This window comes from Treponema sp. OMZ 838 (genome assembly GCF_000775995.1).
Classification (GTDB): domain Bacteria; phylum Spirochaetota; class Spirochaetia; order Treponematales; family Treponemataceae; genus Treponema.
Map to the genome: position 1 here is coordinate 527,510 of NZ_CP009227.1, position 25,739 is coordinate 553,248.

Annotated in this window: 23 protein-coding genes; 6 read left to right on the forward strand and 17 right to left on the reverse strand. The window is 44.5% G+C overall.

From position 1 onward, the window contains the following. The first annotated feature begins 274 nt into the window (after positions 1-274). Positions 275-853 carry a hypothetical protein gene (locus QI63_RS02330; protein WP_044013540.1) on the forward strand — a complete coding sequence of 193 codons (579 nt, stop codon included), beginning with the start codon at positions 275-277 and terminating at the stop codon, positions 851-853. 110 nt (positions 854-963) lie between these two features. Here the strand turns inward: QI63_RS02330 and QI63_RS02335 are convergent, their stop codons facing one another. From QI63_RS02335 to QI63_RS02360, 6 genes are all read right to left on the reverse strand, one after another. Beyond that, positions 964-2,721: an ATP-binding protein gene (locus QI63_RS02335; protein WP_044013542.1), complete on the reverse strand. Its 1,758-nt coding sequence runs from the start codon at positions 2,719-2,721 to the stop codon at positions 964-966. A gap of 85 nt (positions 2,722-2,806) precedes the next feature. Next, positions 2,807-3,397, reverse strand: coding sequence for a YggT family protein (locus tag QI63_RS02340; protein WP_044013544.1), 591 nt, complete (start codon positions 3,395-3,397; stop codon positions 2,807-2,809). Between the two features lie 159 nt (positions 3,398-3,556). Next, positions 3,557-4,381: an EFR1 family ferrodoxin gene (locus QI63_RS02345; RefSeq protein WP_044013546.1), complete on the reverse strand. Its 825-nt coding sequence runs from the start codon at positions 4,379-4,381 to the stop codon at positions 3,557-3,559. Between the two features lie 111 nt (positions 4,382-4,492). Continuing rightward, positions 4,493-5,836 (reverse strand): butyryl-CoA:acetate CoA-transferase, encoded by a 1,344-nt coding sequence (locus QI63_RS02350; protein WP_044013548.1) that lies wholly within the window; start codon positions 5,834-5,836, stop codon positions 4,493-4,495. A gap of 8 nt (positions 5,837-5,844) precedes the next feature. Further along, a complete protein-coding gene (locus QI63_RS02355) occupies positions 5,845-6,624 on the reverse strand; it encodes a short-chain-enoyl-CoA hydratase (RefSeq protein ID WP_044013551.1) in 780 nt (259 codons plus the stop codon). A gap of 20 nt (positions 6,625-6,644) precedes the next feature. Further along, positions 6,645-7,490 carry a 3-hydroxyacyl-CoA dehydrogenase family protein gene (locus tag QI63_RS02360; protein WP_369792418.1) on the reverse strand — a complete coding sequence of 282 codons (846 nt, stop codon included), beginning with the start codon at positions 7,488-7,490 and terminating at the stop codon, positions 6,645-6,647. 586 nt (positions 7,491-8,076) lie between these two features. Here QI63_RS02360 and QI63_RS02365 point away from each other — a divergent pair. The 3 genes from QI63_RS02365 (at position 8,077) to QI63_RS02375 (ending at position 12,810) form a co-directional block, all read left to right on the forward strand. Further along, positions 8,077-8,673, forward strand: coding sequence for a TetR/AcrR family transcriptional regulator (locus tag QI63_RS02365; protein WP_044013555.1), 597 nt, complete (start codon positions 8,077-8,079; stop codon positions 8,671-8,673). 34 nt (positions 8,674-8,707) lie between these two features. Then, positions 8,708-11,209: a PEP/pyruvate-binding domain-containing protein gene (locus QI63_RS02370; RefSeq protein ID WP_044013557.1), complete on the forward strand. Its 2,502-nt coding sequence runs from the start codon at positions 8,708-8,710 to the stop codon at positions 11,207-11,209. A 224-nt stretch (positions 11,210-11,433) separates the two neighbouring features. Further along, positions 11,434-12,810 (forward strand): MATE family efflux transporter, encoded by a 1,377-nt coding sequence (locus tag QI63_RS02375; RefSeq protein ID WP_044013559.1) that lies wholly within the window; start codon positions 11,434-11,436, stop codon positions 12,808-12,810. Positions 12,811-12,976: 166 nt separating this feature from the next. Here QI63_RS02375 and QI63_RS02380 read toward each other — a convergent pair whose 3' ends face one another. The 3 genes from QI63_RS02380 to QI63_RS02390 form a co-directional block, all read right to left on the reverse strand. After that, positions 12,977-15,700, reverse strand: a complete 2,724-nt coding sequence (locus QI63_RS02380; protein WP_081984379.1) for a DEAD/DEAH box helicase — start codon at positions 15,698-15,700, stop codon at positions 12,977-12,979. 171 nt (positions 15,701-15,871) lie between these two features. After that, positions 15,872-16,771: an IS3 family transposase gene (locus QI63_RS02385; protein WP_369792419.1), complete on the reverse strand. Its 900-nt coding sequence runs from the start codon at positions 16,769-16,771 to the stop codon at positions 15,872-15,874. Continuing rightward, positions 16,768-17,040 carry a transposase gene (locus QI63_RS02390; RefSeq protein WP_044013562.1) on the reverse strand — a complete coding sequence of 91 codons (273 nt, stop codon included), beginning with the start codon at positions 17,038-17,040 and terminating at the stop codon, positions 16,768-16,770. The genes QI63_RS02385 and QI63_RS02390 overlap by 4 nt, the downstream gene beginning before the upstream one ends. A gap of 102 nt (positions 17,041-17,142) precedes the next feature. Between QI63_RS02390 and QI63_RS02395 the strand changes: the two genes are divergently transcribed. Together QI63_RS02395 and QI63_RS02400 are read left to right on the forward strand one after the other, a co-directional pair. Further along, a complete protein-coding gene (locus tag QI63_RS02395; protein WP_052185453.1) occupies positions 17,143-18,126 on the forward strand; it encodes an ABC transporter permease in 984 nt (327 codons plus the stop codon). A gap of 22 nt (positions 18,127-18,148) precedes the next feature. Then, positions 18,149-19,240, forward strand: coding sequence for an ABC transporter ATP-binding protein (locus QI63_RS02400; RefSeq protein WP_044013565.1), 1,092 nt, complete (start codon positions 18,149-18,151; stop codon positions 19,238-19,240). 59 nt (positions 19,241-19,299) lie between these two features. On the opposite strand, the gene pyrE is transcribed toward QI63_RS02400, so the two are convergent. From pyrE to pyrB, 8 genes are all read right to left on the reverse strand, one after another. Then, positions 19,300-19,959: an orotate phosphoribosyltransferase gene (gene pyrE / locus QI63_RS02405; protein ID WP_052185454.1), complete on the reverse strand. Its 660-nt coding sequence runs from the start codon at positions 19,957-19,959 to the stop codon at positions 19,300-19,302. A gap of 245 nt (positions 19,960-20,204) precedes the next feature. Continuing rightward, complete coding sequence (locus QI63_RS02410) at positions 20,205-21,512, reverse strand: dihydroorotase (RefSeq protein ID WP_044013567.1); 1,308 nt, start codon at positions 21,510-21,512, stop codon at positions 20,205-20,207. 3 nt (positions 21,513-21,515) lie between these two features. Beyond that, positions 21,516-22,076, reverse strand: coding sequence for an orotidine-5'-phosphate decarboxylase (pyrF, locus tag QI63_RS02415; protein WP_235619755.1), 561 nt, complete (start codon positions 22,074-22,076; stop codon positions 21,516-21,518). Further along, positions 22,067-22,282: an orotidine 5'-phosphate decarboxylase / HUMPS family protein gene (locus QI63_RS13015; protein ID WP_200877766.1), complete on the reverse strand. Its 216-nt coding sequence runs from the start codon at positions 22,280-22,282 to the stop codon at positions 22,067-22,069. The genes pyrF and QI63_RS13015 overlap by 10 nt, the downstream gene beginning before the upstream one ends. Before the next feature lie 68 nt (positions 22,283-22,350). Further along, complete coding sequence (locus QI63_RS02420) at positions 22,351-23,325, reverse strand: dihydroorotate dehydrogenase (RefSeq protein ID WP_044013568.1); 975 nt, start codon at positions 23,323-23,325, stop codon at positions 22,351-22,353. Positions 23,326-23,361: 36 nt separating this feature from the next. Continuing rightward, positions 23,362-24,201: a dihydroorotate dehydrogenase electron transfer subunit gene (locus QI63_RS02425; protein ID WP_052185455.1), complete on the reverse strand. Its 840-nt coding sequence runs from the start codon at positions 24,199-24,201 to the stop codon at positions 23,362-23,364. Positions 24,202-24,213: 12 nt separating this feature from the next. After that, entirely contained in the window at positions 24,214-24,672 is a 459-nt protein-coding gene (locus tag QI63_RS02430; RefSeq protein ID WP_044013570.1) for an aspartate carbamoyltransferase regulatory subunit, read from the reverse strand. Positions 24,673-24,737: 65 nt separating this feature from the next. Continuing rightward, positions 24,738-25,658: an aspartate carbamoyltransferase gene (gene pyrB / locus QI63_RS02435; RefSeq protein ID WP_044013572.1), complete on the reverse strand. Its 921-nt coding sequence runs from the start codon at positions 25,656-25,658 to the stop codon at positions 24,738-24,740. Positions 25,659-25,739: the final 81 nt, after the last annotated feature.

Genomic DNA, 25,739 nt, shown 5'->3' on the forward strand with positions numbered 1-25,739 from the left:
CCTTGTATCTACATCGTCTATTTTCAAAAGCGCTGGCTATGCAGAACCGCCCACGGATGGCGGTGGTTCTAATCAGCAGCGTGTTTGCCTTGCAAACACGTAGGTAAAAAATGTACAGGGAAGTACATTTTTTACCGTGCCTCCGCTTTATTTTTGTTCGCGCCTTGTATCTGCACCGTATATTTCAAAAGGAAGCGTTGCAGTTTATCAAAAAATGGAATATACTTTTGTAGTATGCTGCATCTACAAGGGCATATAATTTGGAGGAACAGGTATGGCAACAGTTAAAGCGATGGATCTTTTTGAAGCGTATGCAAAACAGAAACTACCGATGGATCAAGGATATATTGTTTCATCGTTCTTTAAAGAAGATTCTGCATACAGTATTTACGAGATCGTTTCCTATGCGACCCTAAAGGATATTTACCTAACCAGCAACGGATTAACTTTTCAAACAAACGGAAAAAAGCTTTTTCTGTTTGTTGAGCCCGAAAACTATCCGCATAAATCTATGGAACCCTATTGCCGTGAACGTGACTTTCAGGTACCGTTGCGATTTAAAGATTCAAATATCATCACTGCAAAGAATCAATCAAAGATTATTTTCAGCAAGGATCCGCAAGAAGCGCTGTCGGCATTTACTGTCGTAAAGCCAACTGGTATAAACTTTGCTTTCCTGTTTTACCCGCTTCCGGATGTATTCCAGTCCATCGAACTGTTCTTTGAACAGACATTGAATAAGGAAGCCGGAATTCCGGTTCGTGATGCAAAAAATGCTGCAAAAGAATTTGCGCTTTTAGGCTCCAAGGTTCTGACATGGCCGAATTTGGAAGAGCAAAACGCAGGTAAATAATCGGTTGTCTCTGAATAATTAGGTATAGAGCCGGAAACGGCTGCGTAATTGAAACCGCATCCCAAACCGCTCTGAGCACGCTATTCGCTATTTGAATAGACCGGAGCGGTTTATTTTTCTCCAAGTAGTTGTTTTAATTCCTGTATCTCTGCAACCAGTTCCGAACGCTGAATTTTCTGATACTTCTTAGGCAACATTTCTTTACTGGTACATTCGAGTACGGCGACCAAATTCTGTAATTCAATATCATAGGGATATGAAGGCGGAATAAAATCGTCGATAGTTTGTTCAATGTCTTCCGTCGTCAGCATCGTGCGGTTGTCGGCGGTTGCGTTCATTTTTGATCTAACCAAAATAGCCTCAATGTCCGCACCCGATACGGGAAATTTCAGTTTTTTATTGACGACATTCGAAAACGAAATATCTTTTGTTTTAATCTTCAACTTCCGTTGCAGCGTTTCAAAAATTTCAACCTTTTCCTCTAACGTTTCGGGATAAAAAAGCGCCAAATGCTCCTCCGCTCTTCCCTGCCGTTTTAAGTCTATCGGCAACAAATCGGGACGGCTCGTAATCAAAAACCAGATGATTTTTCCGCGGTAGTCGGTATTGCCCATAAAATTTGCAATTTGCGCAAAGACGCGGGAGGAACCGGCACCATCCTGCATTTTACGGTTTCCTAAAACAGCGTCGGCTTCGTCGATCATTACGGCAACGGGCGCCATTGCCCGCAGAATATTCAGCACTTTTTCTAAATTAGATTCTGTTGTTCCTTGCCATTGCGTATGAAAATTTTTAAGTCGTACCATCGGAATACCGATCTCTCCGGCAAATGCCGAAACAAGGAAGGACTTACCCGTACCGATCGGCCCGGAAATTAAATACCCCATCGGGAGTACATCGGTTCTTCCCTGTTTAAGCGCCTTGGCCATCGACTTAAAGCGCTTTTTTACAAATTCATGTCCTGCAATAAAGGAGAGGTCATGCTCCGTTTCCAAAAATTCCAGCAAACCTCCCGCTTCGTTTTCGATAATCTCTTGCTTTTTTTTGCGGAGATATTCAAACGTAATCGGTACGTCTTCGTTATACGACTCTTTTGCCAGCTGATTAAGGTTTAATAAATTTAATCCCGACGTCAGTTTTCCCACCCGTTCCGCGTTGAGGAGCCGCTCCAACAACAGTTCTTCCTTATTCTGCAAATACGTTAAAAAATGGATACGAATTGCTTCCGATGGGAGCGGGATGGCAACTTTTACTGTTGAGGGAGAGGCGACAAGCCGTGAGTTCACATCGGCAAGGTTCTCGGTCAGCATGACGATCGAAATATCTTCATTGGTAAACTGAGGATCGTGCGACCAGCGGTTCAGGGTAACCAAGCAGTAACGGTCAACCGCATCGAGGTTTCCAATCTCCTCCGCAGGAATAACCGTTTCAGCATAATCGATAATAAGCACCATTCTGCGGCCGCTGCCCATATTGAGTGTAAAATAGCGTTCAAGATACGCAAAGGCTTTGACGGGATCGCGGGAATAAAAATCTTCGACGGGAACTTCGGGGTACCGGCTGTGCATCGTCGCAATATAGGCTTGCTCCATCTCTTGCATACAAAAAGACACGCCGCTTGATTTATCGTAAAACACGATAATATCTTTATTGCCGAAAATAACTTCCGAAATATAGTCCCATATCTTTACAAAAACAAAATGAGCGCTTGCCCGATGGTTGTGCGGTAAAAAGTCGCGGATATTGCCGTGCACAAAATAAAGGTTGACCGTTTCGGTACAATATTTGGTTGCGAGCTCCTGTGCCCACGGCGGTAAATCGTGGATAAGCTCGCTATTGTATTTTATCAGTTTTTTTCCCGAAGACAATTTCCCATCCCCCCTCTTCTATAATACCATATACAAAAACCGGTAAAAATACAATAGAAAAGGGAGGCTATGCGTATAGGAGTTCTTAGATGATTCTTATCACTTTAAATTGAAATAACAGAGAACCGACAAAAAGGCCAAGTACAATACGGAGTAACAGGATAATAAGAATCGTCAATATGAGCCGAGTACGATACTGCAGCGGTTTTTGCGGGAGAAAACCGGTAACCTTTGCAATAACGGGACTTAAAAATCTATCTAAATTATACCAAAACGGAGAACTGCTTGACGAACCGAAGAGATCGTACATCAACCGGACAGTCAAAAAGATGATCAGCAAGTTCAGCATAAAACCGATAAACGACCATACCAGTTCTATGATACTGACACAGAGCCCCCAAAGCGAAATGGTACCGGTGGTTAGAAGGGATGTGATAAGCTGCGCCGCAATGGACAAGATACCGAGCGACAAAACAGGAGAAAAATCAACCATACCGATGCGGGTAAATCCGAACCGTCTGAACCAATTCAAATAAGGATCACAAATGGATGACAACATCCGCCCGAAAGACGAATAGGCTGCAGAGGGAACCCACGACAGCAAAATCTTAATAAAACATAAAAAGAGATAGACATTGATCAGCTGCCTAACAGTTAATAATAACGAACGCACCATAGCAGGCTCCTCATATTAATCGGCAAATTTTACCGATTGCATTTCCGTATAACATACTGATTAAAATGCAAACCGTAAAGCCCCTCATCATTTTGGTGTTCTTGCTTCTGACCGTTAGACCGATGGATAGTATGATAGCCTTTCAACGGCAGTATGATATTACGCAAAGCATTGCGAAATAGCTGTGCGTGCGTAGTTTTGTTCCAGCATTGCTTTATGCGATAGGAACAGCGGGTCGTCGAATGATTTTGCTTCTGTGTGGCAATGCACAATACAGGCTTGGCATTTTATGCAAATGCCGGGAACTAACGAAACGTCGTTTTTGTCGATGGAGCCCATCGGGCATACGGCCGCGCAAACGCCGCAGTTGTCGCATTTTGCTTTATCGGTAATCGGTTTTGCCTTTAAAAAATTAACCGGCTTTCCATCGGTGCCGAGCGGAACATAATAGGCAGTGAGCGACTCGTTTCTTTTTATCTTGGAATTGGCGAGGGGCTTTCCGGAATTTTGCAGCTTTTTAACCACCTCTTCGGCAAAAACAGTTAGCAGTGCCTCATCGGCATCATCCGGCCGCCCAATGCCTATTTCTGCAAACGCATGTTTGCAGACTATCGCACCGGCTCCGATTACCGAAAAATTATTCTTTTCCAACTCCATGTGAAGCTCGCTCAAAGAATTGTCAAAACTGCGGTTTCCAAAAGTAACCACCGCTATTGCACGTGTTTGATTCCCCTTGAACAGGTTTTGCACAAAGGGCAATACCTTATTCGGAATGCGTCCTGCGTAGGTCGGCACACCGAAGACAACCAAATCCTCAGGTGAATATGTCCTGGTTTCGATATGGGCAGCCGGCAGCGTAAAGTCATCAACTTCAACCGGAATATTCAGCTTTTGTGAAAACTGCGAAGCCAGCTGTTCAACTACCCGCTTGGTATTGCCGGTGGGGCTAAAAAAGACCGCTTTTATATTTTTAATTGATTGCATACTCTTTTCCCTTATAGAGGATATATCGAGAACAAACGCATTGGAGACAAGAGCCTCATGCGTTTGTTCTTCAGTTGAAAAAGCTGTGCGGAATTCCGCGCAGGAGAAAAGCTATCGTTTATTGGAGCGCTTCCAGATATGGAGCTTTTCCGCTTCGGCAATAAGCGAATCTCTAAAATCGGGGTGCGCGACCGAAATCAAGGCTTCTGCCCGCTGCCATGTCGATAAGCCCTTTAAGTTGACCTTTCCGTATTCGGTAACGAACCAATGGACATTAGTTCTTGTGTCCGTAACGACGGACCCCGGCGCAAGCGTCGGGCGGATACGGGAGGTAAGTGCCCCGTTTTTATCCTTAAAGGTGGATGAACAGCAGATAAAGCTTTTTCCACCCTTGGATAAATACGCGCCCAATACGAAGTCGAGCTGTCCGCCCGCGCCTGAAATATGCTTGGTTCCCGACGTTTCGGCATTCACTTGACCGAACAGGTCGATATCTACTGCATTGTTGATGGACATAAAGTTATCGATTTGAGCAATCACCCGCGCGTCGTTTGTGTAAGAGACCGGTGCGCCCATACATACGGGGTTGTTATGCACATAGTCATAGAGCTTTTTTGTCCCTGCGGCAAAGGCGAATACCTGTCGCCCCGTATCGATTGCTTTCTTTGCGCCGGTGATTTTTCCCGCTTTGGCAATATCGACAAAGGCATCGACATACATTTCCGTGTGTACGCCGAGGTCTTTTAAATCGGACTTTGCAATCATCGCGCCGAGCGTATTAGGCATACCGCCGATACCGAGCTGCAAACATGCTCCATTCGGAATTTCTTCGATGATGAGCTTTGCGACAGCCTTATCGACTTCGGTCGGTTCACCTTTATCGACAAGTTCATCTATCGGCGGATTACTGCCTTCGATAATCATATCGACATCGGAAATGTGAATCTTATCATCGACGCCGTTTATGCAGTTCGGCATATTGGTATTGACTTCTACAATGACGATGTCCGCACAATCCGTAACTGCTTTGAGGTGCGAGGCATTCAATCCGAAATTGAAAAAGCCGTCTTTATCCATTGGCGCCGTTTGAAAAACCGATACGTTAAGGTGCTTAATATTTTCGTAATACCAGCACGGCAATTCCGAATAGCGGAGCGGTATATAAAAACCGAATCCAGCAGCGATGGTTTTACGTTCATACCCCGACATGTGCCAAGAATTCCACGTAAGGTGAGCCGCAGGAGCTTTTATTTTAAAGATTTCCGGTTCCCGCAGTACCACACCACCTCGAATATTGACGTCTTCAAGCTCAGGCAGCCGCGCGGCAAATGCCTTATCGAATGCAACAGGGGTGTTATTGCCCCATCCGTAATCGAGCCAATCGCCCGACTTGACTACCTGTGCAGCTTTTTCTGCTGTAGTCAGCTTTTGTTTGTATAACGAACTGTAATCCATGACCATTCCTAGCGGTTATTGAACTTTTCGATTTTTTCTTTTTTGACAAAAGCGTTCATAGCCATTTTTTGGTCTTCCGTTGTAAAGCATTGAGCAAATTCTTCCGTTTCAACGGCAACTGCTTTGTCGATGCTTACCTGCAAGCCTTTATTGATGGCTGCTTTTGCCTGTTTTATTGCAAAGGGAGCTTTTTGGCAAATAGTTTGCGCCATGGCGAGCGTTTCCTGCATTAAGGCTTCCGGTTTTGTTACTTTATTAACAAGACCGATTGCGAGCGCTTCCTCTGCTTTTATCGTGCGGCAGGTGTAGATCAGCTCTTTTGCGCGTCCGGCGCCAACAAGCCGGGCCAACCGTTGCGTCCCGCCGAATCCCGGTGTAATACCCAAACCTGTTTCAGGTTGGGCAAAACGGGCGGTTTCCGAAGCAATACGGATATCGCATGCCATCGCAAGCTCGCAGCCGCCGCCCAAAGCAAAGCCGTTTACGGCAGCGATGACGGGACAATGGAAGTTTTCTATACGGAAAAACACCTTGTTCCCAAAGGCGCCGTATTCTGCTGCCTGTGCCTTATTTTTATCTTTCATTTCCGAAATATCGGCACCCGCTACAAAGCTTTTTTCGCCCGCTCCGGTAAGAATCACCGCGTAAATATTTTCAGCTTTTTCAACCTCATCCAATGCATGATTAAGGTCGGTCAACACCTCGGTGCTGAGCGCATTTAAAACCTGCGGTTTATTAATGGTAATAGTTGCAATATGTCCATCTATATGAAACAATACCGTATTCATCTGTCACACCTCCTCCGCTTTTACTTTGAATAGTCGTAAAAACCTTTTCCGGTTTTGCGTCCGAGTAATCCGCCGCGTACCATTTTACGGATAAGCGTACAGCAGCGATATTTGCTGTCTCCCGTTTCACGGTACAATACGTCCATAATAGCCAATACAACATCAAGACCGACTAAATCACCGAGCGCAAGCGGCCCCATCGGATGATTTGCACCGAGCTGCATTGCCGTATCGATATGTTCGGCAGTCGCAATACCTTCCTGCAGAATAAAAGCAGCTTCGTTAATCATGGGGATAAGAATCCGGTTGACAACAAAGCCGGGGCCTTCGTGTACCTCAACCGGTGTTTTTCCTAAACTCTTAGCGGTTTCTATAATAGTATTTTTTACTTCATCAGGCGTATTGATTCCTGAAATCACTTCTACCAACTTCATTCTATCGGCAGGGTTAAAGAAGTGCATCCCGATAACGGGGTGTTTAATGCCCTTTGCAATTTCGGTAACGGACAGAGACGAGGTATTTGTTGCAAAAATGGTAGCTTCTTTGCAAATACCGTCCAGTTCGGTAAAAAGCGTTTTTTTCGCTTCGCTGGTTTCCAGTATGGCTTCGATAATTAAATCGCAGTCGGCCAAATCTTTGTATGAACCGGTCTTTAAATTTCCCTTTATGGCAGCGACCGCTTCCGCCGTTATTTTGCCTTTTGCTGCCAATTTATCGTAATTTGCTACGATTTTATCTATTCCCGATTGCGCCCATTCGATTTTTATGTCGCATACCGTAACCTGATACCCATTTGAAGCAAATGATGTGGCAATCCCCTGCCCCATCGTGCCTGCGCCTACAACACCGATTTTCTTCATAACTATGGCTCCTATATAGACCATTTTGTAAAACCTACTGCCCGAAAAGGGATTGACGGACAGTACCCGCCGGCAACGCCGGTGAAAAATGTCTCATAGACATCTCGAAAAACTCAGTCGTTTTTTCAGGAATGCCTGACTTTAAAAACAAAGATAGCATATCACAAAAAACGCCTAGGATAAAGCCCTGAAATGAGATTGTATATTTATCAGATGGGGTATATCAAAAAGGCAAGTCGCTTTTAAGGCAGCACGTTTTCAATACAGGCTTTACCGCTATTGCGGCTGACGCAGCCTTGCGGTTAAATAGATAGGTTCAGTGGGAATCTTTAATTCGGTGCATGAACCTTTGAGCATTACGTAAACATCCATGGATTTTGAACCTTTTTGTCAATCAGAACGTTTTTAGTCAAAATCCCTCCATTGTACTTTTTAGGTGCAATGTTTAAAAATATTCTGTTATTGCATATTTTCCCCACCGTATTACTATCAGTGAATATAAAACAAGATATTCATTGACACAAAGCCTTCATTTTGCTATATTGGCAATGAATATTATACAAGATATTCACACATACAAAAAAGGATTACTATGCCGAAAGCTTTTACCGAAGAAGAACGCATAAAAATAAAAGAAACGCTTATGGAAACCGCGCTCAATTTATTTCACGATAAAGGAACAAAATCCTTGAGCATAGCGGAATTGACCAAACGGGTCGGTATTGCGCAAGGGAGTTTTTATAATTTTTGGAAGGATAAAGACGCTCTCATTATAGAACTCATTGTGTACCGCGCAAATCAAAAACTACGCACTATTGAAAAAAAGTTTTCAACTTCGCTTACCAATCCGGCAGCATTTCTTACGGATATGATATACAAATCTTCGATTGATCTTATGACAAAAATTCAAAGCCAGCCTATTTATCAGGATGCGTTTAAGCTATTTGAAGCAAAGGGGCAAAATGAGGCACATAAAATTGAAATACTGTATCAAGATTTTTTAGCAAAGCTGATACGATATTGGGAACAGCACGGAGCAATTACGCGGGTAGATCAAAAAGGGCTGATGAGCGCATTTATCGGAAGTGCGGTTTTGTGTTCTCAATGCTATCAGTTTGATGCAGCCTATTTTAACGAAATCTTACGAATATTTATATCTGTAATCGTAAATAAATATATAGAAGTATGAATGTAAGCGTTTTCCCTTAAAGGAGTTGAATACAATGCGGATAGCTGATTTTACACAGATACATAAAGATGATGTACTCATTGCAGGCGGCAAAGGATCCAACCTTGGTGAGATGACTGCTGCGGGAATACCGGTTCCTAAGGGATTTGTGATTACCGCAGATGCGTATCGGGAATTCCTTAAAGAAAATAACATAGATGAAATTATCTTGCGTGTTCTTACAGCGGCGCAAACGGATGAACAAGCCTTGTTATCCGCAGTCGGCACATTTCGGAAAAAAATCATAACAGGACATTTTCCTGCTCAATTGGAAAAAGAGATAAGAGCGAAATATGCGGAACTCGGGGAAGCTGCGAGGGTTGCGGTCCGCTCATCGGCAACGGCGGAAGATTTACCCGATGCGAGTTTTGCAGGTCAGCAGGAAACCTATTTGAATGTGCAAGGGATAGAAGATGTCTTAATTCAAATACGCCATTGTTATGCTTCGCTATGGGGGGAGAGAGCGGTACGCTATCGATTTAATCAGGGATATGATCAGAGCGCTGTTGCGATTGCCGTTGTTATTCAAGAAATGGTAGAAAGCGAAAAAGCGGGCGTTCTGTTTACCGTCAATCCGGTAACACAAAACAAAGATGAAATGCAAATCAACGCAAGTTACGGATTGGGAGAAAGTGTAGTAAGCGGCAGGGTAACGGCAGATAGTTATATCGTAAATAAATCAGGCGATATACTGGAAGTTACTATCGGAACCAAAGAAACGCAAATTGTCTACGCGGATAAAAACACCAAAGAAGAATCGGTAAGCGAGGAAAAAAGAACCGCGCGGGCGTTGAATGATAGTGAGATTGCAGCTCTGGTGCGCGCTGCATTAAAAATAGAAAAACACTACGGTATGCCGATGGATATTGAATGGGCAATACAAAAGAACCAAGTATATATTTTGCAGGCACGCGCAATAACAACCTTAAAAAATAATGATGATGAGAAGCTGGTTCAGGAATATATCAAAGGTACTACATTAACACGCATGATGAAACAAAATATGGCTTTTCAGTTTGAAAAAATGCCGTTTGCTTACCGTGCGCTGGACTTTGATTATATGCTAGCAATTAATGACCAAAAAGCCCGGATATTCGCAGAAGGCGGTATTGTTTTTAATTCAAATCCTGTAATTGATGACGATGGTATTCAGACACTTCCTGAAAATAAAAAAGGTCTTACTCTGCGTATTTTTCATATCTTTACAATCATTCGGATGCTCAAAAATTTTGACTATTGCGCGGAAGTATGTAAAGATTTTATGGCGCAATATGAGCAAGAGCTAGCGCATATTAAAACCTTAGATTTTGAGAATATGACATTAGCCGAATGTACTGCATTTATGGAACACAGTTATGCGCTGACAGAAAAACTTGCATACGATAGATTTAAATATGCCTTATTTCCGTCTTTTCTAATGAGCAAAAAATTCTCCAAAATAATAAAACGTGTAGATACAAACTACTCTGCCTTTGATTTCTATTGGGAACTCAATAATAAAACAGCTGTTGTTACAAACGATATTTCTCGCATGGCGGATACGATACGGAAAAACACAACTCTAACGGAAGCAATACTATCCGGCGAAAGATTCAACACACTGTGTGCCGATTTCCCTGTATTTAAGCAGCTTGCGGATGATTTTATTAAATGCAACGGTTTTAAGTCTGATTACAATTGCTATTGCATCGAAGCAAAAACATTTATCGAAGATCCCGATAGACTTGTCAATATTATACGCCCGTTATTAAATACCTCTGATGTATCGGATCAAAATTCTCATAATAACAACAATAAAAATTATACGGATTTAATGCAGCAATTAAAGCATATTTATGGAAATAAATATCCGCGTCTAGAACAAGACATACAGCACTTCCGGTATTTTCATGTTGTTCGAGAAGAATCGCAGTATTTATGGGAAACACTCTTTTATTATGTTAGGCAGTGTGTAAAGCGGATAAATATTCTGCTCTTAAACAGCGGAAATTATAAACACGGAATTACAAATCTTTTTCACTGTGAATTATTGGAAGTGTTGAAAGCCGGATATATCAGTGATGTTTATAAAGAAAAGATCGCAAGGCGGAATGAAAAATTCCCGCTTGCGGAAAAGGTTTGGGAAGCTTCAAAATTACTGGTGTTCGATTCAACTGGTGATGTACTGAAGGGCGTAAGCGGAAGCCCGGGAACTGTTGTAGGAACGGTGCGCATTATTCGTAGTCCTGAAGAGTTTTATAAGATGCAAAAAGGAGATGTGCTGGTGTGTCATCTCACTGATCCCGAATGGACACCGCTTTTTAAACTTGCAAGCGCTGTCGTTGCAGACACCGGCTCTGCGCTCAGCCATGCAGCAATTGTTGCACGGGAATTTACTATCCCAGCAGTATTGGGTGTCGGTTTTGCCACCGTCAAATTCAAGGACGGTGACCTCATCACCGTTGACGGAAACAAAGGAGAAGTGCGGAGCAGTGCAGACGCATCAGCTACTTTTTAGCTACGCCCGCAGAATATGTGAGTCCGTTCAACCAGAATTTCGCCGCTTTGCGACTCAAATGGTTGCCCTGCCTCACATATTCTGCGTTACTTTATATACTCGCCTGATGCGTCTGCACTGGTTTTGAAAAATAGTGGGAAATTTTATTTAAAATTTCCCACAAAAAGAAGGCAACCGCTCAAAAGATTTTCGATACGTTTGCCTTAAATTACGGAGCTGTTGAGATGGATTCAAAAGAGCAAAGACGGTTTAACATTTTAACAAAACCGATTTTTCCGTTGCTCATTAAAACGGCAATTCCGACAATCATCGGTATGTTGATCAGCGTTATATACAATGTAACCGATACCTTTTTTGTCGGACAATTACACAACAGATCAATGATTGCGGCAATCGGTGTGGTATTCAGTTTTGTCAGTGTTATTCAAGCAATCGGTTTTTGGTACGGCTACGGCAGCGGTAATGCAATGTCTAAAAAAATCGGAGCAAAAGACTATGCAGAAGCGGAAATCATTTCTTCGATAGGTATTGTCATTGCAATCGTAACCGGCATCGTAATCGCAATCGCAGCATATATTTTTGTTGTACCGCTTGCAAAACTCATCGGCGGTAGCGCATCGCAGGACGTACTCACCTTTACCGTGCAGTATTTAAAGATCATTATCATCAGCATTCCGTTCAGTTTATATGCAGTAACGGTGTATAATCAGCTGCGTTTGTGCGGAAATGTACGCGATGGAATGATCGGATTACTTTCCGGAATGCTGAGCAATATGGTGCTGGATCCGCTGCTGATGTTTCCGCTTAACATGGGATTTATCGGCGCCGGATATGCAACACTGATCGGTCAAATAATCGGGTGTATTGTGCTGACGCTCTTAGCAAAACGACACGAGAGTATTTCGTTCAATCTAAAAAAAGTACAATGCAGCAAAGCGCGTGTGTATCATATTCTTGCAGGGGGGCTTCCTAATTTTTCGCGGCAGGCAATTACCGGCGCTGCATTGGTGCTGCTCAATGTTACGGCAGCACGCTACGGCGAAAGTATGATCGCTGCTTTAACAATAAGTTCAAAAATTGTTGCAGTGGCTTTTATGATTATGATCGGTTGGGGGCAAGGCTTTCAGCCGATTTGTGCAATGAATTACGGCGCTCAACAATATGCGCGAGTAAAAAAAGCCTTTATTACTACCGTCGCCGTGGGAACACTTTTTTTAACAGCTGCCTCAATAATTTTATATATCTTTGCCGACCACTGGATGCAGCTGATGTCAACCGATGAGGAAGTAGTGTCTACCGGAGTTTCGATACTCAGGATGCAATGTTTTTCGCTTCCGCTGTTAGGCGTTTTTGCCGTCAGCAGTATGTTCATGCAGAATATCGGCAATTATTTTTCAGCGCTCCTGATATCAATTTCACGGCAGGGTTTCTTTTATGTACCGCTCCTATACCTTCTGCCTGCCGTATACGGGAAAACCGGTATCTACCTGCTGCAGCCGGTCTCCGATGTTTTATCGTTCCTGTTTGCCGTTGCGGTGGTGTGTAGGTGGTATGGGAAAAATGCGAACGATTTACAAGTAAAAAAAGGCAGCAAAAGATGAGAATATAATTAAGCGTTTTTTATGACTAATCTGTAAGTAGCTAATGAAAACCTATACTTCAATTATTTGCATAAGTGTATTTATACATAATGAAGGTAAAAGTCCAATTGGGTTTATAGGAAGTATAATAGATCAATCTTAAAAACAATGACAAGAGTTGAAGGTTTTATCTTTCCGCAGCAATCTGTGTACCATGTCCGGGCTCGGGTTTGTAGATATCGGTAGATTCCGTTTCGATAGTATAGGTTTTTGCCAGCCGGGTAAAAGAGGAAGAAGGGCTTATCTGCATTGAGGGAATAAAAAGATGTTTCCATGGTTTGCCTTTATGTGCCGCGATCCATTCGGAAACGGTTTTGCAGTAGCGGACTGCCCTGTTTTTCTTTGCAATGACATCGGGTGTGTCCTGTTTGTCTTCTCCTTTTACTTCAATCAAATAAATGCAAGAAGATGTTTCTGCTACAAAATCGGGTTCGTAATGCTTGCCTCCGTTGTATTGCAGGTTGAATTCTTTTTTTGCAGGACGAAGCCATTTTTGAACCGTCTGATCTTGTTCCATGATACGGGCGAGAATGAGTTCCGGTTTGCTGTCAAACTTTGCTTCCTCGAATACTCCTTTTTTTATACCGGTAAATACAACCGATTGTATGTCTTTGTCATAAGAATCAAAGAAACGGGAAGCGGTCGAGTAGTTGTAGGCTTGTTCAAGATTATAGGGCTGCACTAACGAAACTTTTTCTTCAAGGAAAGCTTCTTCACAATAAAAATGCTTCATAAGCTGTGAGTGAATTTTATCGGCAATATCTTTTTTATTCATCATTGCGATATTTCTCATACCGTTTTCGGAATATTTATTTCTGTAATGAGAACAAACTTGAATAACCAGCTTTTGTAACAGTGCTGCAGAACGCCGATAATCAATTTCAGATTTTTCGCATAGGCAGTTCATAATCTCTGCAAGCGGGTTGTAAGCCTCAAAGTCAATGGCGGAACCTTTGATATGAAGCCTGTCCCCCTGATCTTCCAAATTTTGTATAAGGATATCTTCACCCGTTACCGTATGATTAAAGGGTTCAAGGTCAAGATCAAAATCCGCAAAATGGTATTCCGGTAAGCCCGAATCGGTAATGGTAATATGCGGAATAGGTATGTATTTTGAAGAAAGTGTTTCGCAATAGTCGGAAACGGTTTCGCTAATCCACGAAGCAAGCGGATCGGCATTCTCTGTATAGATTGCACTTAAATCTTTATCCGATGAAAGTTCCTTTTTAATGGTCTGTGTAATTTCCGTTTTTTGGCCACTTGAGAAACTCAACTTTATGTCCGTACCGGTTTGCCGGCGAATATATGTCCCTACCGTTTTTTGTATGAGTGTTCGGGTATCTTTGAACAATGCAGCATGTGCTTCGTTTTTCTGCATTCCGGTTATCCGATAGGCTTTTTCCAATTCCGCATCTTCATCGAATTGAAGGGATACTTGAGTGTACCTAAGATTTTCCTGAGTAATGTCTTCCGCCTTTATGATATTTTCGGCTTTAAATATGGAATCGCCTTTTTGCGCTTCTTCTAAAAGTTCGGCAAATTTATCGTGAGCGGTAAGCATTACCATGTCAATTTCTTTATTGCCTGTCCGCTCGCCGTAGGGAAGGCGTAAACCGCGGCCGACCATTTGTTCCCTTAAGATTTTTGAAGCTGCTTGCCGCAAAGGAACTATTGTATAGAGGTTATTAACGTCCCAGCCTTCTTTGAGCATATTTACATGAATAACAATTTCAATCGGATTTTCGTATTTTTCGACCTCAAGCAAAAGCTTCATGTTCTCTTCGCTTTCGCTGCCTCTTTGATTTGAATGTACTGTAATGATTTTTCCCTTGTAAGCTCCGTCCTTAAAAGAATCCGAACTGAGGTAGTTTTGCACCTTTTCGGCATGGGCTGTATCTTTACAGACAATAAGCATGAAAGGTTTTACTTTCCGCTTACCGGTGTTTTGGGCATACTGTTCAAGTTTCAGTTTTGCCCGTTCATGACAGAGAATACCGTCATTGAGCATAACCTTGTCAATTTCTTCTTCTCCGAAATTGAAAAATTGAATATCCTGACGGGTTACTGCAAAGGGGGTACGAGTGTAGCCGTCTGCAATCGCTTTTGAAAGCGGATATTCATACACAACATTTTTAAAGTTGATCTGCTTTGTTCCCGATTTTGTGTAAGGTGTCACCGTAAGCTCCAAGCCTAAAATCGGCTTAAGTTCATTCAGCGATTGTACACCTCTTTCTGCCCGATAGTGGTGAGACTCGTCCATTATCAATACAAGGTCGTTCATAGAAGCAAGACTTCCAAAAAAAGAGGTACCAAGATATTCGGAAAGGCTCCGCATTTTTGCCCGCTCTTTGTTGAATTTATCTATGTTAAAAATAAAGATGCGGATATCGGAGTCGAAGAGTTCAAGATTTTTATAGCGGTAGTCTTCATCGGCAATGATGACCGGAGTAGAAGAAAAACAGCCGAGTCCTTTTAAAACATATTTTTCGCTATGAGGCATTCCAAGGTCTTGTTTTAATTTTGAGTAGATGGTGGTATTGGGAGCCGTTACAAAAAGGTTTTTGATACCGTAGTTTGTATAAAGATAGGCAATGAAGGCTCCCATCAAACGGGTTTTACCGACTCCCGTTGCAAGAGCAAAGGTAAGCGAAATAAAATCACGCTCAAAATCGCTGCAGGTAGGATAGCTGTTATGTACCGCTTTGAGGGCAGCTTGTTTATTGCTTTGTTTATCGGGTTTTACCGAATCGACTATTTTTGCAAGTATTTCAAGAGATTCTTTTTGAGGTTTTCTGAGGCTCATTATTCCTGCAATGTAGTCAGTCGTGTATTCGGGAAAACGCTTAAGCATAGGTCTGTTCCTTTTCTTCCTCGTTTTCAGTATGTAACGAAATCCATTTTTTGATTTTCTCACGAGTGATATTGCCTGATGCAATTCCTAAGCCTAAATCTACTAATTTGTTTTGAGTATATCTTATGGAATAGTCAATATTAGTGCAGTGCCTAAATACCCCAAATGTATTTAAGCAGCACTTTTTTTAGCTGCTGTTTTTCTGTATACCAGTGGAGGTAAGCCATTGGGATTTACCGTCGTTACACGCTTGGTGTTGTAATAAGCAAACGTGTATCTCCAGACGATCGTCTTGACTTCCTCAACAGTGAGTTTTGTCGTATCAAGCTGATACAGCTTTTCTTTTTTCAGCGTCGCAAACCAACTTTCCATTCGCGCATTATCCCAGCATTTCCCAACTCCGCTCATACTCTGGACAGCGTGCAGCTGTCCGAGCGTCTTTTTGTATTCGCTACTCGTATATTGGCTTCCGCAATCGCTATGAATTATCGCTCTGCTTTTTATATCAAAGTTTTTGTATGCCTCCGTTATCGTTTTTATGCATAGTTCCTTTTTCATGTTTGTGTCCATTACAAGAGAAATGATCTCTCCATTATAACAGTCAAAAAGCGGCGACACATACAGTTTTCCGTCTTTGCACAGTATCTGCGTTATATCCGTCAGCAATTTTCTCAACGGCTCTTGTGCACTAAAGTCTTGCTTGATGATATTCTGCGGCCTCATCGCCTTTTTGTCGGCTTTTGTAAGACCGTCAGGGCTTCTTCTGTCTTCATGCAGCAGATTTCCTCGTGCCATCGCGCGTCTTACCGTTGACAATGAACGCTTAATGCCCCGTTGTTCAAGTGCTATCTGCATACGCCTGTCCCCATAGTTCTTGTTTTCTTCATCCTCATCAAGAATCTGATGCATTTGAGCAAGCAGTTTCTGCCATGCTTTCACCTTTTTCCTGTTTCGCTTCCATTTATAAAAACCGCTTTCACTGACCGGAAGAGTCGCGCACAGCATCCGTGCTGAAAACAGCTTCTCAGCAGTACGGTGGTGGATGTAAGCGAAAAGACCATCCTTTTCTATTTCTTCCGGTCTTGAACGAAAAAACCGAGTGCATCCTTGAGTATCTCATTCGCATTTTTAAGCTCGGCTATTTCTTTTTTGAGCCTGCTGTTCTCTTTGTGAATGTCAGCTTCTGTATTTTTTCCTTCTTTGTTTTTCTTTACCCGCTGCTTTCTCCATCCTGCCAATGTTCCATAGTTCACGTTAAGCTGTTCACACGCTTTCTTCACTCCGATATAGTCCGACAGCTTCAATGCCTCGATTTTAAAGTTCTCATCGTACCGTTTCATTGCCTCTCCTCCTCTCTTTTTCGGCAATTTTGGCACTGTACTTTTATTGTATCACTCCATTTTGCGACGCCGCTCATTTTAGGCGGTCATAAATTTCCCATTTTGCCGACACAGGCATATCTGCAAATCACCGGTATGTTCGATTTGAATGGCGGATCATCCCTTTCGTTTTTATTAATAATCCCTGCGCTGTTCGTATTCTTTTTCCAGCAGATGCTTGTTGGACGAAAAAGCTATGTAACCGTTTCGGGTAAGAGTGCAGCGCAATCGAAATTCATTCCGTTGCCGAAGTGGATGAAAATACTTTGCTATTGTATTGCCTTTATCGTAATTATTTTTGTTATCTACTTGTATTTTATTATCCTTGCCGGTTCGTTTGTTAAAGTATGGGGCATCGACAATACGCTGACACTGCAAAATTACCGATACGTTTTTGCAAATGGAAAAAAGGCGCTTTCCGATACGCTGACAATCGCAATTATCTCGACGCTGCTCGGTGCTTTGCTTTCGGTTGTCATCGGTTACATCATTCAGCGGAAGGAATTTCCGGCAAAACGCCTGCTCGATTTTTCTTCGCTGCTTAACTATGCGCTGCCCGGTACAGTCGTCGGTATTGCGTATATTGCGGCATTCAATAAACGTCCGATTTTATTAACCGGTACAATGACAATCCTCGTCGCCGCGTATATTTTCCGCTACTATGCAACAGGTATCCGATCTGTTATCGCATCGCTGCAGCAGATTGATCCTAGCCTCGAAGAAGCATCCGCGAGTCTCGGTGCGGGAGCCGTGCGTACATTTACACATGTAACGATTCCGCTTATCATCCCGGCGATACTTACGGGCATGCGCTACCTCTTTATCCATTGTATGACAGCGATCAGTGCAACGATATTCCTTGTTTCGGCGCGCTGGACACTTTTGACGACACGCATCCTCGAAAGCATGACGGAACTGCAATTTCCGCAAGCCTCTGCATTTTCGATCGTGCTCATTATCATCGTCTTTGCTGCCGATGCACTTATCGCACTGTGCATGAAATTATACTCGATGCAGTTTACAAAAGAAGCGAAGCAAAAATTATAAACGGATTTACACGGAGAATATTATGGCAGATATATCACTTGTTTTAAAAGATGTTACAAAAACATTTCCCGAACGGCACGGCGGCATTTTCAATGCAGTTGATAAGGTCAATATCGAAGTCGCGAAAGGAGAGATGGTTACGTTTTTGGGGCCGTCAGGTTGCGGTAAAACGACGACATTGCGCATGATAGCGGGGTTTGTCAGCCCGACAAGCGGCAGCATCACTATTGCAGGCAAAGACATGACGAGTGTACCGGTAAATGAACGCGCGATCGGATTCGTGTTTCAAAACTACGCGCTTTTCCCGCATATGACGATTTACAAAAATGTCGGATACGGATTGAAAGCTCGCGGCGAAAAAGACGCGGACATCCATGATAAAATCATCAATGCATTGAAACTTGTCGGGTTAAGCGGAGACGAAAACCGTTACCCCAATCAACTGTCCGGCGGTGAACAGCAGCGCGTTGCCCTTGCCCGCGTCATCGTTATGGAACCGTCACTCTTGTTGATGGACGAACCGCTTTCGAACCTTGACGCAAAACTGAGGATTCACATGCGCACGGAAATTCGCAGAATTCAAAAAGCGCTTGGAACAACATGCTTGTATGTTACGCACGACCAATCGGAAGCGCTCACTGTTTCCGACAGAATCGTTGTTATGAGCCGCGGTAAAGTTGAACAGATCGGAACACCGCTTGAAATATACGGCAGCCCCGCATCGACTTTTGTCGCCGATTTTATCGGTCAAGCGAATATCGTTCCTGCAAAAGTGCAAAAAATCGAAGGAGATATGATTACCGCGTCGATTTCTTCCGTCAATGAAGTAACTGCGAGACGGGGCTGTGCAGACTCTCCAGCGGTGAATGCAGACGTATTTTTTGTTGTCCGTCCCGAAAATATTTCCGTACAGGATAAAGATGCCGGTTCCGTCAAAGCCGTTGTGCAGACTTCTGTTTTCGTCGGCAGTCACGTCGAATACGATCTGTTGTTCAATGAAAAAACAGCTATCAAAGCAAGTGTCGATTTTAAGCCGGATATGAAACTCTACCAAAGCGGAGACATTGTATCACTCGGCTTTGACGAAAAAACAACGCTGTTTTTGGATAGGTAAAAGAAAGCCGGCAAAAGCCATCTTTCTGTCACTCGTAAAATGCTTATAGTCCCTTCCCCTTACCCGCGCCGTACACGGTCAAACCAAGTTTCGGGTTCCTTGTTCCATTCAAGCGCGATAGCGGCTTCTTCGGGGCTTAAATATTTTTCTTTTTGCAAGAGCTCAATTAAAACCGAAAAACGGGAGAGCGATTCAAAAGGGCAGTTTTCGTTTTTAAAGTTGGTATCAGCCTGTGCAAATTGATAAGAAAAAATCGCTTTTAAACTCACCTCTGCGGCTCCGGCTGCACGTAAGGACTTTACCGCGCCGATGCTGCTCTTCCCCGTCGAGATTAAATCTTCGATAAGCGCTATCTTCTTATCTGCAACGGCCGCTCCTTCTATTGTGCTGCCCGTTCCGTGATCTTTCGGCGCGGAACGCACGTAAGCAAGCGGTTTATTCAAGGCATTCGCAATGAAGGCCGCCCACGGAACTCCCGCCGTAGCAACGCCTGCAATCACATCGGTATCGGCAGGAATTAATTGTGTAAAAGCCTCTGTAATGAGAGTGCGCTGTTGAGGCCAACCTAAAAGAGAGCGGTTATCGCAATAGATAGGGCTGCGTATCCCCGAAGCAAAGGTGAAAGGCTCCGCAACGTTAATCTTGACGGCTTTTACCTCAAAGAGCGTGCGGGCAACCGCAATTTCTATTTCTTTTTTATCACAGTGAACAGCATTCATAATTATACTCCTAATCGGGTAAATGCATCAGACCGTTTTCAGTGCCCCCGCAGAATAAGTGAGATCGTTCAACCAGAGTTGAACCTCTTCGCGGTTCAAATGGTTTCCCTACCTCACTTATTCTGCGATTCTGATCTATTCTGTGTGATGCGTTTACCCTTCTCTTGAAAAAACTGTACGAAATTTTATTAAAATTTCGTACAGAAGGAAGCCAACCGCTTAAAACAAATTGTGATGCGGTTGCCCTATGACTGAAATACGAAACGTCCGGCGGGGCGTTCCGGTAAGTCGGCGGTGAAACTGTCGTCGCGGTAGACTATCTTGCCGTTTACAATAGTCATATAATTTTTACCGATAAAGTTCCAGCCCTCAAAAGGCGACCATCCGCATTTCGATGCGATGTCCTTTCGGTCGAGCTGCCAGTGTACCGCGGTGTCGGCAACGGTAATATCGGCATCGGCGCCTTTTGCAAGTACCCCCTTGCGCGTTAATCCGAGTATTGCAGCAGGGTTTTCACTCATCAGTTTTTGGAGCAGCGGCAGCGTGATAGTTCCTTCCGCGGCCGCAGTGAGCATCAGCGCCAGCGAGGTTTCGGCGCCGGGGATGCCGAAAGTCAGCTGTGCCAGTTTCTCATCCAGCGTATGAGGCGCGTGATCGGTGCCGATGGTATCGACATATCCGTCCCGAATGGCCTGCATCAAAAATGCAGTATCGGATTGCTCTTTTAGTTCGGGCTTCATCCGCAACAGCATATCGGCTTCGGCATTCGCGTTCCGCATACCGGCGTGTAAAAAAAGATGATGAGGCGTTACTTCCGCATAGATGGGATGCTGCCGGTTATGTAATTCAGGATTTTGCTTCGCCTTGATGACCGCTCGCATCTCTTCTTCGGAAGAAATATGGCAAATATACAAACCGTTCCCATAGCGGGCATTCAGCTCAATCGCCTTGCCGATCATCTCCGCTTCGGCATGGACAAAGACCAAGCCGCCGGCCTTAAAAATGTCAGCCAGCAGAGCGGTATCTTCAATCAGCATAAGACCGGTGCTCACATTCATAAACACCTTCGTGCTGCGCGCCTGACCGCTGCCGATAACACGCCGGATTTCATCAATATTATTGTTTTTTGAGGCTCCGAAGTGGAAGCCGAAATTAACGGCTGAAACCCGTGCCGCCTGTGCAATTTTTTCCGTAAGTGCCTGAGCCGTTACCGTCGGCGGCTGCGTATTCGGCATATCAAAAAAAGTCGTTATGCCGCCTTTTGCACAGGCGCGCGAGCCGGTATAAAAATCTTCTTTATGAGTAAGCCCCGGATCTCTCATGTGGGTGTGCAGGTCGATAATGCCCGGCATAACGAGGCGGCCTTCCAAGTCAACAACCCCGACGCGACCTTCCAAGTCAATCTCCTGCGAATCCTGTACGGCATCCACCTCTTTTGGATAGTCCTGACCGGACAGCGCCTGTTTGATGATGATGTCATCTATTATACCGCCGTTGATGACAAGATCGATAATTTCGTTGCGGACGGTTTTCCCGTTTTTGAGTATGAGCACCGTTTAGCCCTCCGTTGCCTGCCTAATTTCCTCCAAAACCGCGTGCACCGCCTGAACGGGATCGGGATGTTGGGTAATCGGGCGGCCGACCACCAAATAATCGGCTCCGTTTTTTACCGCTTCGTAGGCAGTCATCACCCGCGCCTGATCTTCTTTGCGGTTTTGAGCATACGACCCGCTTTGGGTAAAGGCTGGGCGGACTCCCGGGCATACGGTAATGAAACTCTTGCCGAAACGCTGTTTAATAGCGGCAGCCTCCTGAGCGGAACAGACAATACCCTGCAAACCGGCATTGCTGACAGCGGCCGCCATCGCTTCGACGGTTGTTTCAACATCGACGGCAGCTCCGTAGAATTGCTGTAAGTCCTGTGCGTTTAAATTGGTTAAGACCGTTACGCCGATGCAAATGCTCCGAGAACCTTTTTCTTTGAGCATCTCGGCGACTGCCCGCATGGTTTTTTCGCTGTTGGAGCAATGCACATTGAACATGAACACGTTTTGCTCCACCGCAAAAAGGCAGGCCTGTACAACAGTGTTGGTAATATCGTGGAACTTTAAATCCAAAAATACTTTTTTGTTTTTCCGTGCAAGTAATCGACAATGGCTCCCTTCGTCCGTAAGAAAATTTCGAGCCCTGCCTTATACACTGTAACACTATCGCCGAGCTGCTCCACGAGGGCGGCTGCTTGGCCGAGTGTGTTATAGTCCAACGCAACAATCAATTTTTCGCGGACAGCGCTGCTGATGGTTCCGCATTGTGTCTTTTCCATATTGTAAAACTCCTCCGGGATGAGGGTATCTCAAAGCTGGTTGCTTTCGAGACTTCCCTACTCTCTTCTTATTGAACAGTACTGCGAACGGCGCCGCGGCGTTTGAGTTTGCTGCGGTATGCAGCGCCTCCGTCGGGATGGCTGCGGCCGACCAAATCCGTAACGGCAGTTTGATGCCTTTCACAATACCATTCAAGACCGTCAAGTATTTCTACCGCAGCGCAAGGATTATTAAAAAGACCGCAGCCGACCGCAACTGCCGAAGCGCCTGCAAGTATAAATTCGATTGCGTCCTCCGCAGTCCGTATACCGCCCATCCCGACAATCGGCAGCGACGTAACCTGCGACACCTGATAGACCATCCTGACCGCGATGGGCTTTACCGCCGGGCCGGACAGTCCGCCGAAAATATTGCCGAGCAGAGGCTTTTGCGTATTGATATCGATTGCCATACCGGAAACCGTGTTAATCAGCGACAAGGCATCCGCGCCTTGAGCCTCCGCGATGCGGGCAAAAACCGTAATGTCGGTAACGTTCGGCGACAGCTTCACGATGAGCGGTTTCCGGCTTGCCGCCCGTACCAGCGAGATCACCCGCTCCGTTTGCGCCGGATCGGTACCGAAAGCCATCCCTCCGTGCTTTACATTCGGACAGGAGATATTGAGCTCTACGGCCGCGACTTCCGCGATGCCGTTCAGCCGGGCGGCAAGTTCCGCATATTCTTCTGCGGTTTTACCGTTAATATTAATAATCAACGGAATGTGCAGCTGCGGAAGGATTTCCGGTAATACCCGCCGCACAAACTCATCATAACCGACATTTTCCAAACCGACGCAGTTGAGCATACCGGACGGCGTTTCTGCAATCCGCACTCCTGCATTACCATCTCGCGGCTCAAGCGTTAACCCTTTCAGTACCGCTGCGCCGAGTATATTCGGATCAAAGAAATCCGCATAGTCGGTACCGTAGCCGAAACAGCCGCTCGCCGTCATTAACGGGTTCGCTAAATGTAAACCTAAAAAATCCAGTGTAAGTTTGCTCATATCATTCTCTCATTTTTACGGCTCATTCTCTCATTGTTACGGTAGCCCGTACGGAAATAAAAGCGAATCAAAAACAGGGCCGTCGGCGCATACTTTTTTAACCCCCGCATCTGTTTGAACCGAACATCCCATACAGGCGCGCACACCGCAAGCCATTCGACGCTCAAGGGAAAGCTGACAGGGTAACTGCGCCGACCGGGAAAAAGCACGTATTTTATTCAGCATCGCAGTTGGCCCGCAGGCATAGATCATCGCAATATCCGCAGAGGAAGCCCCGCTGCTGCGGTGTTTTTCAATATAGGCTGAAAGCGCATCGGGCACAAAGCCGTGGATGCCGAGGCTGCCGTCATCGGTACAAAGGATGAGTTCAATATCCGCAGGCAGGGCAAAAAAATCGATAAGTTCTTGAATATGCCGGTCGCGTCCTCCTGCAAAAAAAACAATGCGCGCTTCCGGCTGCCTGCTGCGAATCGCCCGTATCAGTTGAGGCAGCGGTGCAAGCCCTATACCGCCTCCCGCGATAATATGACAGGAGCCGGCGGAAGGAACCGTAAAGCCGTTCCCCAAGGGGCCTTGAATAGCAAGACTTTCACCGGCACGGTACTGTGTTAATTCTTGTGTGCCGGCGCCTATGGGGCGATATACAAAGCTCAAAGTCCCCTGTTTCTCATCAAATGAATGCAGACTGATGGGGCGGGGTAAAATATGAGATTTATCGCGCAAACTGATCATGTAAAACTGTCCCGCACGGGGAAGCTCGGAGTCTTCCACCTTCCGCGGCAATCGGACAGTGAGACAGTAACAATCGGCTCCCGCATATTCATGGGAAACAATTTCGGTTTTTTCAAAATACTTTTTTCCGCACCGGTGTTCCATTCCGCTTCTCCGCTAATTTAAATTAAGCTTAATGTCGGCGACCGGAATAACCCGTTCACAGTAAAAACACTTGTAGCAGTCTTGTCCATGCGAATGTACTTTTATAAACCGCGACGGTACCGCTTCATTATTTGAAATACATTTAAAATTTTCGCAGTGCATAAACGCTTCAATTTCATCAGGCAGTTCGAGTGGTATTTTCTGTACAACCTTACTGTCTTTAATGATATTGACCGTCGCATGGGGCGCCAACAGCGAAATTTTTTCCAGCTCCGATTTTGTCAATGTTTTATCGGCAATCTTAATCAGGCCTTTTTTATTGTGCGCCTTGCTATGCAAATTAAAACCGACGGTTACCATGTCGGTATACTCTTTTAATTTCAGCATTTTGACGATCGCAAAGGTACGCTCCGGCGGTATATGGTCAATCACTATTCCGTTTTCCAATGCAGTTATCTGTAATTCCATCATTCAACTCCTTCTTGTCGTTCCGTTATTCGTGCGGAGGATTTAATACTCCATCGCTTCTTGAGCTGTTATTGTTCTAGAGAGAGCATCATCATTGCCTGTCTAATCGGGATGCCGTTCCGCGCTTGCTCAAAATAACGCGCATATTTTGTAGTGTCCAAATCCACATCGATTTCATTCACACGCGGCAGCGGATGCAGGATAATCATATCGTCTTTGCACTTCCCTTCTATGTTGCCTCTATTGATGATATAAATGCCTTTCACCTTTTCGTATTCTTCCGGATCGGGGAAGCGTTCGCGCTGAATGCGGGTCATATAAAATACATCGAGTTTATCCAAACAGCCGGTAAAGTTTTCTTCTATATAGTAAGTCACTCCTGCATCATCCAAATCGTCAAGCAGATATTGCGGCATGGCGAGGTTTGACGGAGAAACAAAGTAGATAACCGGATGAAAATGCTTGAGGGCTTTAACCAACGAATGAACGGTACGGCCGTATTTTAAATCGCCGGTAAAAGCAATGTGGAGATTTTCCAAAGTGCCTTTTTCTTTCATAATGGTATACAAATCGAGGAGCGTTTGACTTGGGTGCTGGTTTGAACCGTCGCCGCCGTTTAACACCGGCTTATGCGAAACGGAAGCAGCAAGACGCGCCGCTCCGTCCAGCGGATGACGAATCACAATGATATCCGAATAGGATTCCACCATGCGTATGGTGTCCGAAAAGGATTCTCCTTTTTTAACGGATGAATGTTCCGTATCGAAATAGAGGATATTTGCGCCGAGCCGCATTGCAGCCGACTCAAATGATAGTTTGGTTCTCGTGCTCGGTTCATAAAACATGGTTGCAACAATCTTGCCGTGCATCAGCGAAAGTTTTTCCTCATCAGACATTTTTTCTATTGCTTCCGCTTTTTTCAAAATGTGCAGAATTTCTTCTGCGGTGAAATCATTCATTGAAATGATATCCTTCTTCCCGTTTATCATAGAACCTCCCATAAAAAGTCAAGAAGAAAGTATCAACTTTCGATTGACTTTTTACGCGCGTTCGCAACGAAGTGAGAACGT